A 15,688-nucleotide genomic window follows, 5' to 3' on the forward strand; every position below is an offset into this window, starting at 1 on the left:
CGTGGCAGCGTGGCGGCTTAACGCCACCCGGTAATGATAGCATACTTTCCACCGCATGCAAGGGGGCACTATACTCCCGGCTTCTTGTCCCTCTGCATCATCTTTATCGCCTCCATCCAGATAAGCGGCTGCACGGCGGCGACAAAGATTATAAGCCAGTCCGATGGCCTTAAGGCCACCACCTTGAAGATGGGCTGGAGCACCGGGACGTAGACCAAGAGTATCTGGGAGAACATTATGACGGCAACGGAGAGGTTCAGGAGCCTGTTCGAGAAGAAGCCCATGGCGAATACCGACTCCCGCTCGCTCCTGCAGTTGAAGACGTGGAACATCTGGCAGTAGACGAGCACCATAAAGGCCAGGGTCCTTGCCCTTTCGAGACCGCCGTCGAACCAGTATAGCTCAAGCGCGTAAACCACGAGCGTACAGACGGCCATGAAGGTGCCCTGAATGGTCATTACCCGGAGAAGGCTCGGCGTGATGATCCCCTCGTCCTTCTTCCTGGGCTTCTTGTCCATAACTCCCGGGTCCACGGGCTCCATGGCGAGCCCGAGCGCGGGCAGGCCGTCGGTTACGAGGTTCATCCATAGTATCTGGACAGGGAGGAGCGGCAGAGGCATTCCGGTAAGTGAAGCCACCAGGAGCGTTATTATCTCGCCTATGTTGCACGAGAGCAGGAAGTGAATGACCTTCCTTATGTTGTCGAATATGCCGCGGCCCTCTTCGACGGCCGACACTATGGAGGAGAAGTTGTCGTCCGTGAGGACCATGTCGGCGGCCTCTTTAGTTACGTCGGTGCCGGTTATGCCCATGGCCACCCCTATGTCGGCCTCCTTAAGGGCCGGGGCGTCGTTCACGCCGTCGCCCGTCATGGCGATGGTCTCCCCCCTGTTCCTCCACGCCCGGACCACCTGGAGCTTGTGCTCGGGGTTGACCCGCGCGTAGACCTTTATCCTCGGGAGCAGCCTCTCGAACTCCTCTTCGCTCATGGCGTCGAGCTCGGTGCCGGTTAGCGCCATGTCGTCGTCTCCGAAGGCGTCTATCTCTCGCGCTATGGCAATGGCCGTGAGCTTGTGGTCGCCGGTTATCATAATCGGGGTTATACCGGCGGCCTTGGCCTTCTCGACCGATACGAAGACCTCTTCCCTCGGGGGGTCTATCATGCCGACAAGACCGACGAAGACGAGGTTGTTTTCGACCGTTTGGGGCTTGTGCACGTCGAGCGCGCCGTCTGTCTGGGGAGACTCCCTGTATGCGAGCGCGAGCACCCTCAAAGCCGTACGCGCGAACTCCTCGTTGGTCCCGGAGATCTTCCCCCTGTCCGCCTCTTCCATGGGGCGGGTGGAGCCGCTGTCGAATATCTCCGTACAGAGCGGGAGGATCTTCTCGGGCGCGCCCTTTACGAATACCGTGGAGCGGCCGTCCTTCTCGTAGACGGTCGTCATCATCTTCCGCTCGGCGTCGAACGGGATCTCTCCGGTGAGTTTCAGTTCCTCTTCGAGCGTTTTCCGGTCGAGCCCGCCTTTCATGGCGAGCGTTATGAGGGCTCCTTCGGTGGGGTCTCCTATGACCTGCCATCCGTCGTCGGCCTTTTTAAGGTTCGCGCTGTTGCAGAGGAGCCCGGCCTTGAGCGCAAGGCCGAGGGGGGCGTCACCGGCCGGGTCGAGCTCGCTTGACTCGACGAAGAAGCCGCCCGTCGGCTCGTAGCCCGAGCCCGAGACGTCCACGACCTTGCCGCTCGAGAGGTACATCTTCTTGACGGTCATCTGGTTCTGGGTGAGGGTGCCCGTTTTATCCGATGCGATGATGGTCGCGGCCCCGAGCGTTTCGACCGAGGGGAGCTTCCTTATAAGGGCGTGGCGCTTTACCATGCGCTGTACGCCGAGGGCGAGTACGATAGTAACGACGGCGGGAAGCCCCTCCGGTATGGCGGCCACGGCGAGACTCACGGCCGTCAGGAACAGTTCGAGCAGGTCGTCCCCGCGGAGCAGCCCGAGGAGGAATATGAGGCCGCAAACGGCCCCGGCCGCGTAGACGAGGTACTTTCCGAACTCGTCGAGTTTTTTCTGAAGCGGGGTGGGCTCGGTCTTTACCTCCTGGAGCATCTTCGCTATCTTGCCCATCTCGGTGGTCATGCCGGTGGCCGTAACGACCGCCGTGCCCCTGCCGTAGACCACGGTGGTGCCCGAGTAGACGGTGTTTATCCTGTCGCCGAGGGGGAGGGTGCCCTCGATGGCCTGAGTGTCCTTATCCACGGGGTGGGACTCTCCGGTGAGGGCGGCCTCCTCGACACGCATGAGTTTCGAGTCTATTACCCGGCAGTCCGCCGGGATGTTGTCCCCGGCGTCGAGGATCGCTATGTCCCCGGGTACGAGATCGGCCGCGTCGATCGAGTGGTGCTCGCCGTCGCGGATGACCGTGGCCCTGGGGGCCGCCATCCTCTTTAACGCCTCCAAGACCCGCTCGGCTTTTTCTTCCTGCGTGAAGCCGATTATGCCATTCATCACGACGATCGCCATTATGGCGATGGAATCGACCCACTCGCCGAGGAGCCCGGCTATGACGGCCGCGCCTATAAGGACGAGGATTATGAACTGGGTGAACTGCTGGAGGAACTTTACGAACCGGGACTCTTTCTCGGCTGCGGCGAGCGCGTTAGGGCCGTACTTGTCGAGGCGTGCCTTTACCTCGGCCGAGCTCAGCCCATCTTTGGCCGAGGTGTCGAGCTCTTCGAGAGTTTGTGAGGCGCTTTTCCGGTACCAGTCCATTCGTTAAGAATCTCCAGTGTTTTCTGGGAAAAAAGGGGAAGAGGGGGGAGGGGTGAAAATTATTCCCCCGTCCCTGCGGGTAAAGCTCCCCCGGCCATATGGCCTTCCACCCCGGTTTTACGCCGGAAAAGTTAACCATATAAGGCCTGTTGGTGTCAAGTCGTTGGTTTTTGCGTTTGACAACGGCCGGGCGATTATGGTAAGTTTCATAGGTTGTAGGGCTATTTTTTTTGGGTTTATGTGCGTGAGCCGCTAGCTCATCTGGTAGAGCATCTGCCTTTTAAGCAGGTGGTACGGGGTTCGAGTCCCCGGCGGCTCACCAGAATATATGTCCCCATCGTCTAGCCTGGCCAAGGACACCGCCCTTTCACGGCGGCGACCGGGGTTCAAATCCCCGTGGGGACGCCAGCTTAATCAAGGGGTTAGCCGTTTTTGGCTAACCCTTTGATTGTTGGATTGTGATAGAATTGTGATAACTCTTCTCCAACAGTCCAACAGCGTCGGCAAGATGGTCGGTTGTGATATGGGCGTACCTCCGAGTCATCCTCGTATCCTTGTGACCCATGAGGTCCGCAAGGGTGTCTATGTCAACCCCTGCCTGCCGGTTCCATGACGCAAAGCAGTGTCTCAAGTCATGAAACCTGAAGTCCTCGATCCCGGCCCTTTCCAAGGCCTCCTTGAACCCTCTCTGGACAACCCTCTTGCACAAGGGTAATCCGTCCTCCTTGCAGAAGACATAAGGGCTCTTGAGATGGGTTACCTTCATTGCATCTTTCAGGGCAGTGAAGGCAGGCTCAGCGACAGGTATTGTCAGGTTCTCTCCGTTCTTGGTTTCTGTTCCGTCCAGAGTGATGGTTCTGGAAGAGAGATTAACCTGCTTTCTTTTAAGGTTGACAACATTGCCCAACCTTAGTCCTGTCCATGCGGCTACTGTGACAATGTGTCTCAAACAGCCGGGGCAATTATCAATGAGCTTGTGATACTCCTCAAAGGATAAGTGCCGCACCCTTTTTCTGTCAGCCTTGGGCTCCATCTCAATAGGAGGAACCTCCCTGATCCACATCCAACGCTTTTTGGCCAGATTGAACATCCGTTTCAGGATGTTGAGCTGGCGGTTAATGGTTGCAGGCTTTACACCTTTACCCTTCCTCATCTGCTTGAACTCGTCTATCAAGGCAGGGGTGATATCAGAGAGGGGGTAGGGGCCGAAAAAATCCTTGAGTTGTTTAAGGTAGCTCTGCACCGTCTGCCAGCTCTTGAGTTCTTTAAACTCTTGAGCTTCGTACTTGGCGCTTAGCTCCTCAAAGGTTCTCCGGCGTCCCTCGTCTATATCAAACCACTTGCCTTCTGCAACCTGAGTTACGCACTTCGCGTAAATCTTCTCCGCCAACTTCTTGTTCGTTGTCTCGGTAGACCTCCTTACCTGTCTACCCTTGCAGATGAAACTCATCCACCAGACCTTGCCTCTCTTATAGAGCGCCATTAATCAACTCCTTTCCGGCAAGATTTTGGTCTGGCTTCCCCTTTGAGGGAGATTATACCTTAAGTCCTTTGGCATCATCAATGGCTTTTCTCACGATGTTTTCAACGTCGCTGCCGGTCGTGATTCTCAGGTGTTTTTTGGCCTTTTTCTCGGGAGCGACGGCCTCTTTTCTGAACCTCTCAAGCCACGCCTCGATCTCTTCTGTCTTGAAACGCACAAGCCTACCGACCTTGTAGTGTGGGATAATGCCTTTTGAAGCCCACAGGTACACCGTGGACTTCTTAATGCCAGTAGAATCTGAAAGGTCTTTTACTGTTATTAGCTTCATGGCCTTTCTCAAGAATTAGAATTTGGCATAAACATTCGGCCTCTTGCCTATCTTTGCTATAAGAACAATCTTTTCCTTTATCTTTACCTTGTATAAAATCCTATATCCTCCCGCTCTATATCTGAAAATTTTATTGCCCTCGTTGTCTCTGCCAATAAACTTTGCATCTGTCGGAACAGGGTCTTTGCCAAGCCTTTTCAATCTTTCCTCTATTCTTGTCTTAATGTGACCATCAAGCTTACCTAGAAACCTTTCTACCTTTTGAGACTTCAACACCCTGTACACTTAAACCAACTCCACAGTCTTTCCTTTCCTCAGATCGCTTTCAGCTTCTCTGAGTGCTTCAAGATCATCCTCTGTCAAAACTGTGTCGACTATGTGCTCCTTTATCTCGCCAACCTGCTTTTTCAAAAACTCCAAATCCTCAGAAATCTTGCCGAGATTAATCTGTCTTTCCATAGGCTATTATAGAGATGGCAATTTAAATAATTATCTACTCAAGCCACTGGCTGCTTGCTGTTGGCTTAAAATCCGCCACAAAGAGAGCAACCCTCTTTCCTGTCAACGCTTTTCAGTATCTCCGGCACAAAACCTCCGAGGAATAGTTGTCTGTAGTTCCAGTTCCTCTTTCTTCTCATTATCGTCGAGTCAACAGAAAACAAAACAAACCCGGAAATAATCTTTACCAGGTCAATTACTGCCGGAGTATTGGGGCAGGGCTCCCTCCTGTTGCCAACAGCATTTGGCAAGGCACACCCGATGCATGCCTTTCCCGGCTCCTGAATAAAGACATATCCAGTATTTGCATTCTGGTCCAGGCCGGTAAAAATTACAGGCGCTTTGTCGTAGAAATATCTTGATATAAAGACCCTTGTTTCGTCATTATCAGGGGCGCATATTACAACATCGCAGCCCATATCGATCCGGTCTTCGATTGCCTTCTGTATCATAAGAGGATATGGCATAATTAGACTGCCGCGTACCCCTTCTTTAACCAAGTTCCTTGCTAAAGATATGGCCTTATTCTTGTAAAGGTCTTCCTCATAAAAAAACTGTCTGGACAGGTTTGACAGCTCGACAGTATCACCATCGAATACTTTTATAAGGGCTGCCCCTTTCCTGACAAGCCCCTGGGCTATCTCTCCACCGAGGCCGCCTGCACCGACCTGGGTAACCCTAAGCCTCTCCATAATCGACTGATCAAAGCCCTGCACCCGTTCCTGTCTGTCTGTAACGCTTTCAGACGGGTCAGATGACAGCACTTTCCTTGTTAAGAACTTAGTGGACTTCAATGAGGCGGTATAATTTTTCATCGACCTTCTCCACTCCATTTCCATAGATATTGACTTCAAATTTTTTCGAAGAAAAGAACCTCACATAGCCGTCCCTGCTGAAGATGGCCCCGACACAATCATAGCCACCTTTATTGAGCAACCTGTCCAGTGTCTTATCGGTGCCGGACGGGAATATCGAAGAAGGACCGGCCCCCGGGTGGATATGAAAGCACCCCCAGAGCTTAAAGCCGTGCTCGCTTAAATAAATCAAGGCCTCCCTGATTGCCTCGGCGTCGGCTTTTGCATAAACCACGCTCTGTTTCTCAAGCCTGAAGTCCACTATCTTGTCAAGAACCTTTGTCCCTTCAATCTCCGGCCCGGTAACAAAGTGCAGGGATTCGACCTCTCGCCGGTTTAACAGCTTGAAGCTTTCCAGTAAAAACAGAGAGCTTACCGTGTAGCTTGGGTTCTTTTTGTCATTATGGATCCAGGCAAAATAGTCGGATATACGCTCTCTGATCCCCGCCATCATGAGTTGGTGTTTCTGCAGTGCTTTTATTGCATTTTTTGGTTTTTCCCTGGCCAGGCATTCCAGCTCCTTAATAATCACACTGGTCTCTTCGAGAATCTTTCTCTTGCACGACTTAACCAGCCGCCTATGCCGTATAAAATCCAATAGCCTCATTTCCCCGACTCCTTTCTTTGTTGAAGGATTCTGATATTAACTGCTCCACGATCATTATCCCGGAGCTTATATCGTCCGGCTTTTTGCTGAAATGAATCGAGTATTTGCCCTTCCCTTTATTCGTAAAACACGGCCAATGATCACTATTTCTTAGCGCCTCCGGAGGGTCGAAAATATAGAAGGCGTAATTGCCGAAGAAACTCTTATGAATGACGCCTCTCCACCTTCCGTAATCAGTAATGAAATGACCCCTGTATGCATCCACCGATTCCTTCCAGCCGCTTTCCTTCCAATAAGGGCACTCCTTGTCCGAACCTATGATCGCGAGCCTTTTGTTTTTCGGCCTTATGTCCGACAACTTGCCGACAAGCTTAAGTGGTCTGGAACCTACAACCCGAACTCTTTTTTTTTGAGCCTCCTCGGTCTGAAGGGCACGCCCTGGGTATGAGATCGGGGATATTTGCTGTCCCACCACCTGCTCAGAAAACCACGCACTTTTCTTTTAATTGTTTCTAAATCGGTTGAGAGGGCAGGGGGCGATGCCCCCGCCTCCTCTCCTACAGACACGTCCTCGGGCGTGGCATATAGCTTCTCAGAGTCCATGGCCTCGGAGTATATGTCGGTATTGGGGTCAAGGACCTCACCGCCCTTCCTGGAGAGCTGGTAGCCCTGCAGGTTGGCCTCGTTCAAGACATCTCTCACGGTTGCGCCTTCAGTTAATGCGATATCCTTTATTTCGCCACTTGCCGCCACTACTATAGATATTTGCTTTTCCATTTTTCTCCTCCTTTTTTTCCGGTTTTTTGTTCCGTCTTTTATTCCGCTTTATTTCCGCCTTATTCTGTATTATTTGTTATTGTCTGAATTCGGAATAAATTCCTCTATGGTTAGAAACCGCACCTTCTTTAACAGCTCTTCGTCCAGTTCCCTGAGCGCCTTATTCTCTATCTGCTCGGACACTTTCTTGCTGATCGAGATGATCCGAACCTCGTCACAGCCGACCTCAAGGTCAAGCAATATGTTTTCCTTATAATGCTTGAGGGCTAACTGCACCTCGTTGGCTATGGTGTATTTAGTCTCTATGTTCTGGGCCAGCACGTCTATCTTCTTGCCGTTAATATAGTGCTCCTTTATCGCTATCCAGCCCGCTGCCTGGTAACGCTCTTTTATAATGTCCTGCAATTTGTTGTGGGCGTTACTTCTCATGCAGGTACTCCATGCCTTTTTCCGTCAGCTTCAGCTCCTTGGTGGGCCTGCCCTTCCTGCCCGCATGCTTGACTTCTTCTACGGCCAGCTCGTTGTCCACTGCCTTGTTCTTTAAAATGCCGCCCTTTCTGCCGGAAAGTCCGAGCGCCTTATAAATAGAGGTTAGCTTGGTTCCGGGATTGGCATTTATATACTTCAGGAACCTCTCAATATCTTCGAGAGGGTTGGTGTCCTCTGAGGCATTGACTTTTGTTATTTTTCTTGCAATTACCTTCGCATTATCTTCTTCAAATTTTCTTTTGGTGATGAGCCTAACTTTCTTACTTTCCCGCTTGCCTGCGGACTGTGAATTGAGCCCGGCAATTTTCTCCTTCATTAACCTCTCAAGCTCTGCATCGCCAATGTGTCTTTCCACCCCGGACTTATACGTCGCTATCTGATACGGAGATGGATACTCGGCTATCTTCTGGAGCGCCTTGTACCTTCCCAGCCGAGGTATTGTCCTCCTCTCTTCTTCGGTGCAGCCCATTGCCACGGATATCTCCCGTATGTCCCTGGGGACTGTATGCTGAAAACTTATCAGGCAGCTTGCGGCCCTGGTAAAATCAGCAAGCTCAGTCGCAAACTGGTCGCTAATAATCCATGAGCACCCGATAGAGCGGCTTTTTGTGAACATATCCTTGATGAAGTTGGTGCCCATGCCTATCCGGGACTTCCCGAATATACCCTTGGCTTCATCGACGACGATAATCCTTTTGGTTTTATGTCTTTCTTTGCTGCTCAGTCCTTTGTATTGGTATTGTCTTGCTTTGAACTTCATGTACCAGGACCGTTTATCTTCGCTCAGGTTGCCTACCTCATAAGAGACGAAACTGAATTTATCGAGAAGCTCCAATGAGTAACCCTTCCTGCAATCGGCCATGCCCTTAAAAGAGCTGCGTATATAATCTATCTTCCTTAGGGCTGTCTGGATCTTCTTTTTGTCTGCAGCAGTTGTCGAAGATTTGCCCATTTTCCCCAGAATGAATTCCTTTAAATCATTGAGCGAAGGCGGCGCACCACCGTTATAGACGTCGAGCTTTTCATACAGCTCATTGCTGTAATTAAAGAGCATCTCCTTGGTCTCATCCCTGATGCTGAAGTCCTGCTGAGTTATCTCCCAGAGGAACTGAAGGTGGTCCTCAGGAGAACCTATGGGCTCAAGAGGGTTGAACCTGTCATTATCGTGGTTTAGTACAAGCCCGCCTTCACACCCCGGAACCTGCAGGAGGTCCCTGAAGTCAATTGCCATATCGAAAATATCCACGTGCATGCCCTGTGTGGTCAACTGCGGGATAATAGTCAGATTCAGATTTGTCTTGCCCATCCCGTACGTCCCGTAGATGGTCATATTCCCGCTGAAGTGCTCGATCTTTAACCTCGCATCAATGTTTGAGCCAACCACTTTCCCGATATTTATAACGCCGCCATTGAAAACCTCGTTAGGAAGACTATTGTTGCACCTCCTTCTCTGCTCAATCCTCTTCCAGAGTCTCTGCTCGATCATCCTCACCTGCCTGTCAATAAGCGAATGGTCTTGGCTAAACGCCCTGACTATTGATATGGAGTTCTGCACAAACCTGTCTTGCTCTGCACCTGCTTCCTCGCTGAGAGCCCTAATATAGTCAGAGGCCTTAAGCGCATAGCTCCTTAAATCAATCTTCGACTTATCCAGGTCATATGGATGAGCGAACTTTTCGAAGTTATTAGCCACCCTTATCTCCTCCTGCTTTCGCGTTCCTGCCAGGTATCGAACTCGTCAACTGCCCGGTTGTAGTGCTCCAGACAGTAAGGTATCTTTTTCTCGCCATACTCAAAAAAGTATACGTGCTTCAGGCAGAGAGACTTTTTACAGCCATAGACATAACAGTTGAAAATATAGGAGTCATACCCCCCGCAGATATCGCACTGTCCTTTGATTTCATTCTCCTTAACCCTGTGTCCGGACTTTGCTATTAGCAGGGGCTTTTCCACCTCTGATTCCATACCATCGCTCGTCGGGCGGATCTTCCTTACCCACGAAGCAAACCCGTCAAGGCTTATCCTTGTTGGCCTCACCTTCACGCTCTCTTCGCTGATACTCTGGCCGGGTTCCACCATGTCAGGACCATCCTGGTTCTCAGCCTTAGAGATGGCCAGAGCATCGGGCTTTAGATTCCTGGTTCTGAGAATTTTTATCTTCTTCATGGTTTTACCTGCCTGTTATGATTTGTAGTATGAGGCCCGCCCATATCGCATATACGATAATTCTCTTGAGCCTTAGCTGGTCGCCCAGCCTCGGTGTCAGGCAAAACGAGAGCTTGCCCGGAAGAAAGACCATGCAGCAGATTGCAATTAGAACAGCGAATGTCAGAAATTCTTTTCCTACCTCTCGACAACGCTCCACCGGCGTATACAGGGAAAACGTTATTGTTGTCACGGCTATGCAGACCTGGGTGAGGACTGTGCGCCAGGGCAGATACATCCATGCGGCAAATAGCACGGTACTGCTCATGGCAAGCAGAAATCCCACCCTCAGGATATAGGAGGTCAGGCCTGCCGGGAGGCTGTAGATAAGGTTGATAAGGAAATCTCTCGATAGAATCAATATGTCCATTTTCTCCCCCTTGTCCCTTTCACTTAAGAACTACCGTAAAATCTCGGGCAATAAAAAAAGGGCTACCCCCAGCGAATTGCGTGCTGAGGATAGCCCTTGTTAGTCCAAGACTAAACAGGCGCAGTAGCTAAAGCTACTGTCGGCGGTGCGTGCCCCGTATTATTCTATTGTGGTGTTAACCTTGTTGCTCTATACCCATATAGGCATGGCACTGTTTGCACATGAACAATTCTAAGTCTGCTCCTTCCCTTGAGATCTTCTCGACGTTGCCGCTTCCACAATTAAAGCATTTCCCGGCAGACTTAACATACTTGCTTTTTGCGCCCTCCTCGACAAGGAATGCCTTATCACATTTCAGGCATCTATATTTTACAAGCAAGTACTTCTCCAACTCTTCAGGGGCTATTGGGACAGCCTCGACAAACTCCCACTTGTTGCTCTGACAATGAGGACATTGTCTTTTAAGACCTTTCCTGACTGTCTCCATCACACTCCTCAAACTAAAAAAGCCACCACCTCTTTTTCAGAGATAGCAGCTTTTGGATCTTTCGATCACAAGCCCCAACTTTCGTTGGTCCGTGGTCCGTGCCCGGTCTTTATATTTGCATTTATTAAAGCATGAAGTTTTTCGTTTGTCAAGTTTTTTTCAGATCCTTACTTATAAAGCGCCCCACCGCGGGGTCGTAATACGCGTCCCCCAAAGGGGTTATCTTCGAGAGATTCGCCCGGCTCAATATGACCTTTTGGAAGTACCCAGTGGTCAGGGTTATACTTGGCGGTTACAATGAGATATTGTGGCTGCCCATCGTAACGCACCACAATTCCGCCCGCGTGAGTGAATTCCGGCAAGATGTTTCTCCTAGAAATTAAGGATGAAATATAAATCCAATTAAATTATTTTATATATTTTTACGCACATGTCATGTTTCATGTCCTCTTATAAGGCTTATAGTCACATATACTCTCCAATTCTTTACGTTCAATATTCACTGAGGGACAGTATCTTGGCCCAACGGATCACCATGGGGGACAATCGGATCATTTATTTCAGCATTGCGCCTTGCGGCTTTCTTACCATTTTTCATCTGAAAGCCATTGCGGTACTCGATGAGCTTCTCTGTGATTATAAATTTGTTTTCTTGTATCTGCCCAGCTTTCCCATGCTGTATCCATTTGACATCAAGATCACTGAAGGTTCCATAGACAGAGACTGAAGGGAGGGCTTTCGAAAGAGCCCGTGCGAGTCCAGTATAACCTGACTGACATCCAAGTAAATATACTTGCTTAACGTTTGCTTGTTTGAGAGCAGCCGCAAATTCATTTAGCTTTAGGGTTGGTTTCTTAGCACCAAAGCCTGGATCCAATTCAGGTCTATTTACTACACCATGTCCGAAGTACAGCACAACATCCCACGATTTACCTTTAATAAGACTTGTCATCTCCTTAGAACTTTTGACATGCTTAAGCTTAGCATCACCCCTTTTCTTCGTAAAATGACGGAAAGTATTTTGCGCAGCTGCATTGAAGTATTTATTGCTCCTATGGCGAACTCCAGCACGTAACGATTCCTGACCATTACCAATAATAATCAGGTCTTTATTAACTGCAAGGGCACGAACTTGCGGGGTTCCGAGCATACGGTTGCGTATACCACGCTCGTCATCATTTAGCATAGTCGAATTCTTCAGCTTTCGTTAGACGACACGATAGCACGCATATCGTCCTCAATGACAATTTTCTTTTTAATATCAGGCTCCCCCAGAGTTATCTTTTCACACTTAAGAGTCTGACTCCAACATGCATCAATCACCTACTCATCATCCGTCGGCACGGTCACGTTCTGACTATCACCCTCGATAACGATCTTCTTCTCGATATCCGGGTCCTCGTAATTCTCACTCAAGAGTCTGGCGGCAGTTCGCAGGTTCTCCAGCTCCGCGTCCCTCACTTCAGCCTGCACCTTCTTCACATCAATGGCGCGGTGGACCAGCTTGAAATCTTCCAGCAACGGATGTGTTGCTGGCAGTGCCTCTATAAACAATGAGCCCGTGGGGACAACAATCTCCTCTCCCAGACGGTTCGATGCCAGTAGGATACGCTTATACTGCTCCTTTAACGCCTCTTTTATCCCTTCGAATTCGCCCTCCGGAAGGGTTGCATAAAGGCAGGCAACATATTTTGCAAAGTCCTGCCTCGACATGTTTCCGTCCGGGTCCGGGTCCACCAGGTTAAGTACTTCCTTGAACCCCTGATCAACATAAGGGTCCATCATGACGTCGGTCAACGGATTCGACTCTTTGAGCGGGAAGATCGCATAGTTACCCTTGAAACCAAGGAGTTTGTCGATGTCCGCCACCTCTACCAACGATTTCAGGTCGCCCTCGAACTTTGCCTCCAGACTCGGCGAAATTTCGAATGTGACGCCTTTTGCAGTTTCCGGAGACTGTGGATTTTCGACGCTGAAAATGACCTGTCCGTCAGACGCGTCTGCATCGACTACCTGGTATTTTGTACCATTGTCTACGAATGTCGGCACCTTCACCTGAAACAGACGAAAGTAGCGCTGGTCCGGCACTTCATGGGCCCAGATGGCTTGCATATAGTAGAGGATGTTCTGCTTGATATGCAGTCTGAGCCGCGCAATCTTTACTTCCCAGCTCTTGAGCTTGGTGAGGAGCTTCGCATACTTCTCAGAGGCTGCGTTAAGTGCGGTCACCTCACGCTGCAGCCGCATCGTTAGCTCCTTGGCTTCAGCTACTGCCCGTTCGTGCGCATCACGCGATGCCTCTTCTACAACGCGGGCCGATTCAGGCGCCTCATCTGCTCCGCCCCCAAAAAACTCTCCAACGTTTGACCAAAAACTGTCTGTTTCCTGATTCCTGACTTCCCGTGCCCTTGCCTCAATATCATCTTGCAAGTGTTTATAAGCGGTATCTTCCTTCGTTTCAGCAGCGAGAATATCGGTTTGCAGTTTATCTACCAGGCCTTTATGGGTCTGATAGACTCCTCTTTGGTGACCTAACGTATGAAGATCGCCACGATATTGCTCCGACAGGTAACGAAGAGTTTGACGAAAGGAGTCGTCCAAGAGTGCTCTGTTTAGTACCCAGTCATGCGCAATAAGCCAGGCATCGTTGATTTGCCCGGGGTTGGGAACTTCCTGAGCGACAAGGACCACCGGCATGATTCTGTGAATCTCCTCATGTATGCGGTAGCGCCTCTGAAGTTCATAGAACAAGAAGGTAACTGCCAATTCATCATTAGGATTTGTTAATTCACCTGACTCTGTTTCCTCAAACTCCTCTGATTCTTCAATGCTTACTTCCACCTTGCGTTCATTCTTGAATTCCTGAGCCGCCTTGCTCACTGCCTCCCTAAAATCCTTCTTGGTTTCAGACGAGTCCTTTTCGCTATCACGGCTGGTCTCTGTCTCAGTTGTGCCTTCGGCAAATCCTAAATTATAGGTACCGTCTGTAGAAAGGTTAAAATTTGTTTTGGTATTTGCCTTGCGGATGATCTCCGCCTCTGCGCGAGAGGTTTGATTGAATTCATCCTTTCTGACCTGAGAGGCATTCTCTACCTCTTTTTCGGACCGTTTCCTTTTCACAACTGTTTTCGATGTAAACTTGCGTGTTTCCTTGGGCGCCAGTGTGATTGTCTTGGCAAGTTCGCCAGCCTGATAGGCAACAGGCTCCCACTTCTGGCGATACGTCACTGTAATGCCGAAATTGACACTGCGCTCTTTGTGATTAGCGGCAAATGTAGTGAAAGCGTAATCGGTATTCAAAAGTTCATTCAATCGTCCAAGGAGGCCCCTTGGAGTGGTGTCCTTAAATTTTCCACCGCTATCTTTTTTCGGCGGAGCAATGCCTCCGAGTGGGCTATCACCATTATCTTCACCTTCATCATCGTCCGGCTCCGGATCAGTTGGGGGAGGAGGATATATGTCTTCTCCAGGCAAATCCAGGTTAGTCCAATCACTCCTTGAACCCATTGGATTTTTCCGCTTATACATCACGGAAGGGTTTTCGCCATGACCAAGCGTTGTTGCAACAACAGCGGCCTCATCACGTAATACCTGGAAAGCGGATTTTTGCGTTCCTCCATTTGAATTATCCTCCCGATGTATCTCATCGTCCGGATCAAGGTTGCCACCAAGGTCTGTTGTTTGCTGATAAGACGCCTCGAGAGTCTCTGTAATCTCGTTGCTGATTAATTCTTCCCAGACGTGGTCAAAGGCAATCTGGAGCGAGTGAAAGTCATAGAACGCAGGTTGGTCCGCCGGGCCAGTACGGAGGGAGAGGGCACCTATGTTCTTGGCAACATCATCCTGGTCTGGACGGGCCGGTATGGCACTATTATCTCCATTGACTGGCAACCCGAACTGGATTCTTTGCTCCGGTGATGTGAGATCGTTGAACAATGCCGCCACATAACGGGGAATATCCTCTTCGCTAGCTGCGGTAACAGCAACATTCGCTCCTGTTAGGTTTCCGCTTGTCTCATCTCCGTTCCCGTTGCTAGACTCAGTATCTTCGCTTGACGTGCCCGATTCTATGCCCAGCAGCAGCTTGTCAGAGAGCTGTTCTTCATCAGTTTTCTTTATGCATGCAAGGGGCACGTTTGCCTGTTGGATCATCATAGGAGTCGTGGGAATATCTGAGTCTGAGATGTCACCCCCTGGTGATGGTAGATTCTGCAAAATGCGACGTAGCTCGAGATACTCGACCTCCTGTCCCGGCTGTGCTGAGTCGATGATTCCGAGCTGCTTACGTTGTTCCTCCGTCAGAAAAAACCGCGTTAGCCGTTTTTTGGTTACTTTTTGTTCAGTACCCTGTACGATTGCCTTTCTATTTAACTCCTCAACAGGTTTTTCCGATGGACCTCCAGCCCTTAGTACAAACTCTTCATTTACGAGTTTCCTGGGTAAGCGAGAAATCTCTTCCAAAAACCGTTTTTCAAACTTTTTGTAGCCTTTTCGCTTTATTCGCTCATCATCGACCTGTTGCTTAGAGATACGGTGGACCTTTTCACGTAAGGATTTTATTGCTGTCAAATTGTCGTCAATGGTTTCTGCGAATGGGGAGGGCTCAGCAAGCCGACTTGGTATAGGAACTCCCGCCTTTTTTAAAACTTTCTCAGAGATATGAATTAGATAAGTCTCATGATTGCTCGCCTTTGCACGAACAGTTGGAGACAAATGAAGAATTGTTCCCCCCTTGTTTCCAGGGTCCTCTGGGGTAACAACCAGTGTGAGCAAGTTTCTTTCAGCAGGAGGTTGTGTTGGCTGTGTTGTATCTTCCTCAGTG

At 50.0% G+C, this 15,688-nt stretch carries 16 protein-coding genes and 2 tRNA genes; 2 read left to right on the forward strand and 16 right to left on the reverse strand.

The window, feature by feature from the left end; translation table 11 throughout:
- Positions 1-68: 68 nt before the first annotated feature.
- A complete protein-coding gene (locus V3W31_08865) occupies positions 69-2,768 on the reverse strand; it encodes a calcium-transporting P-type ATPase, PMR1-type (GenBank protein ID MEE9615039.1) in 2,700 nt (899 codons plus the stop codon).
- 246 nt (positions 2,769-3,014) lie between these two features.
- Between V3W31_08865 and V3W31_08870 the strand changes: the two genes are divergently transcribed.
- Positions 3,015-3,090: transfer RNA gene (locus V3W31_08870), tRNA-Lys, on the forward strand.
- 8 nt (positions 3,091-3,098) lie between these two features.
- Positions 3,099-3,176 (forward strand) — tRNA-Glu (locus tag V3W31_08875).
- 28 nt (positions 3,177-3,204) lie between these two features.
- Here V3W31_08875 and V3W31_08880 read toward each other — a convergent pair.
- The 15 genes from V3W31_08880 to V3W31_08950 form a co-directional block, all read right to left on the reverse strand.
- A complete protein-coding gene (locus V3W31_08880) occupies positions 3,205-4,251 on the reverse strand; it encodes a tyrosine-type recombinase/integrase (protein MEE9615040.1) in 1,047 nt (348 codons plus the stop codon).
- 52 nt (positions 4,252-4,303) lie between these two features.
- Positions 4,304-4,579: a helix-turn-helix domain-containing protein gene (locus V3W31_08885; protein MEE9615041.1), complete on the reverse strand. Its 276-nt coding sequence runs from the start codon at positions 4,577-4,579 to the stop codon at positions 4,304-4,306.
- Positions 4,580-4,594: 15 nt separating this feature from the next.
- Positions 4,595-4,864, reverse strand: coding sequence for a type II toxin-antitoxin system RelE/ParE family toxin (locus V3W31_08890; GenBank protein MEE9615042.1), 270 nt, complete (start codon positions 4,862-4,864; stop codon positions 4,595-4,597).
- Positions 4,865-5,038 carry a hypothetical protein gene (locus V3W31_08895; protein ID MEE9615043.1) on the reverse strand — a complete coding sequence of 58 codons (174 nt, stop codon included), beginning with the start codon at positions 5,036-5,038 and terminating at the stop codon, positions 4,865-4,867.
- Between the two features lie 65 nt (positions 5,039-5,103).
- On the reverse strand, positions 5,104-5,892 hold the full coding sequence (locus tag V3W31_08900; protein MEE9615044.1) for a ThiF family adenylyltransferase: 789 nt from the start codon (positions 5,890-5,892) through the stop codon (positions 5,104-5,106).
- A complete protein-coding gene (locus V3W31_08905) occupies positions 5,858-6,538 on the reverse strand; it encodes a hypothetical protein (protein ID MEE9615045.1) in 681 nt (226 codons plus the stop codon). The genes V3W31_08900 and V3W31_08905 overlap by 35 nt, the downstream gene beginning before the upstream one ends.
- A complete protein-coding gene (locus V3W31_08910; GenBank protein MEE9615046.1) occupies positions 6,510-6,896 on the reverse strand; it encodes a hypothetical protein in 387 nt (128 codons plus the stop codon). The genes V3W31_08905 and V3W31_08910 overlap by 29 nt, the downstream gene beginning before the upstream one ends.
- A 29-nt stretch (positions 6,897-6,925) precedes the next feature.
- On the reverse strand, positions 6,926-7,315 hold the full coding sequence (locus tag V3W31_08915; GenBank protein ID MEE9615047.1) for a hypothetical protein: 390 nt from the start codon (positions 7,313-7,315) through the stop codon (positions 6,926-6,928).
- 69 nt (positions 7,316-7,384) lie between these two features.
- The gene (locus tag V3W31_08920; GenBank protein MEE9615048.1) at positions 7,385-7,744 is read right to left on the reverse strand and encodes a hypothetical protein; all 360 of its coding nucleotides are present in this window, start codon (positions 7,742-7,744) and stop codon (positions 7,385-7,387) included.
- Entirely contained in the window at positions 7,734-9,497 is a 1,764-nt protein-coding gene (locus V3W31_08925; GenBank protein ID MEE9615049.1) for a hypothetical protein, read from the reverse strand. The genes V3W31_08920 and V3W31_08925 overlap by 11 nt, the downstream gene beginning before the upstream one ends.
- A 2-nt stretch (positions 9,498-9,499) precedes the next feature.
- Complete coding sequence (locus V3W31_08930) at positions 9,500-9,970, reverse strand: hypothetical protein (GenBank protein ID MEE9615050.1); 471 nt, start codon at positions 9,968-9,970, stop codon at positions 9,500-9,502.
- A 4-nt stretch (positions 9,971-9,974) separates the two neighbouring features.
- The gene (locus tag V3W31_08935; protein MEE9615051.1) at positions 9,975-10,379 is read right to left on the reverse strand and encodes a hypothetical protein; all 405 of its coding nucleotides are present in this window, start codon (positions 10,377-10,379) and stop codon (positions 9,975-9,977) included.
- Positions 10,380-10,554: 175 nt separating this feature from the next.
- Entirely contained in the window at positions 10,555-10,866 is a 312-nt protein-coding gene (locus V3W31_08940) for a hypothetical protein (protein ID MEE9615052.1), read from the reverse strand.
- Between the two features lie 499 nt (positions 10,867-11,365).
- Positions 11,366-12,052 (reverse strand): hypothetical protein, encoded by a 687-nt coding sequence (locus V3W31_08945; GenBank protein MEE9615053.1) that lies wholly within the window; start codon positions 12,050-12,052, stop codon positions 11,366-11,368.
- A 137-nt stretch (positions 12,053-12,189) separates the two neighbouring features.
- Entirely contained in the window at positions 12,190-15,639 is a 3,450-nt protein-coding gene (locus tag V3W31_08950; GenBank protein ID MEE9615054.1) for a hypothetical protein, read from the reverse strand.
- Positions 15,640-15,688 lie beyond the last annotated feature (49 nt).

It is taken from the genome of Thermodesulfobacteriota bacterium (assembly GCA_036482575.1).
Classification (GTDB): domain Bacteria; phylum Desulfobacterota; class GWC2-55-46; order GWC2-55-46; family JAUVFY01; genus JAZGJJ01.

What these genes read in the sequence shown, in the direction of transcription:
- V3W31_08895 (MEE9615043.1), bottom strand. Translation starts at nt 5,038, where the DNA reads ATGGAAAGACAGATTAATCTCGGCAAGATTTCTGAGGATTTGGAGTTT.
- V3W31_08880 (MEE9615040.1), bottom strand. Translation starts at nt 4,251, where the DNA reads ATGGCGCTCTATAAGAGAGGCAAGGTCTGGTGGATGAGTTTCATCTGC.
- V3W31_08945 (MEE9615053.1), bottom strand. Translation starts at nt 12,052, where the DNA reads ATGCTAAATGATGACGAGCGTGGTATACGCAACCGTATGCTCGGAACC.
- V3W31_08935 (MEE9615051.1), bottom strand. Translation starts at nt 10,379, where the DNA reads ATGGACATATTGATTCTATCGAGAGATTTCCTTATCAACCTTATCTAC.
- V3W31_08900 (MEE9615044.1), bottom strand. Translation starts at nt 5,892, where the DNA reads ATGAAAAATTATACCGCCTCATTGAAGTCCACTAAGTTCTTAACAAGG.
- V3W31_08930 (MEE9615050.1), bottom strand. Translation starts at nt 9,970, where the DNA reads ATGAAGAAGATAAAAATTCTCAGAACCAGGAATCTAAAGCCCGATGCT.
- V3W31_08915 (MEE9615047.1), bottom strand. Translation starts at nt 7,315, where the DNA reads ATGGAAAAGCAAATATCTATAGTAGTGGCGGCAAGTGGCGAAATAAAG.
- V3W31_08905 (MEE9615045.1), bottom strand. Translation starts at nt 6,538, where the DNA reads ATGAGGCTATTGGATTTTATACGGCATAGGCGGCTGGTTAAGTCGTGC.
- V3W31_08920 (MEE9615048.1), bottom strand. Translation starts at nt 7,744, where the DNA reads ATGAGAAGTAACGCCCACAACAAATTGCAGGACATTATAAAAGAGCGT.
- V3W31_08885 (MEE9615041.1), bottom strand. Translation starts at nt 4,579, where the DNA reads ATGAAGCTAATAACAGTAAAAGACCTTTCAGATTCTACTGGCATTAAG.
- V3W31_08940 (MEE9615052.1), bottom strand. Translation starts at nt 10,866, where the DNA reads ATGGAGACAGTCAGGAAAGGTCTTAAAAGACAATGTCCTCATTGTCAG.
- V3W31_08865 (MEE9615039.1), bottom strand. Translation starts at nt 2,768, where the DNA reads ATGGACTGGTACCGGAAAAGCGCCTCACAAACTCTCGAAGAGCTCGAC.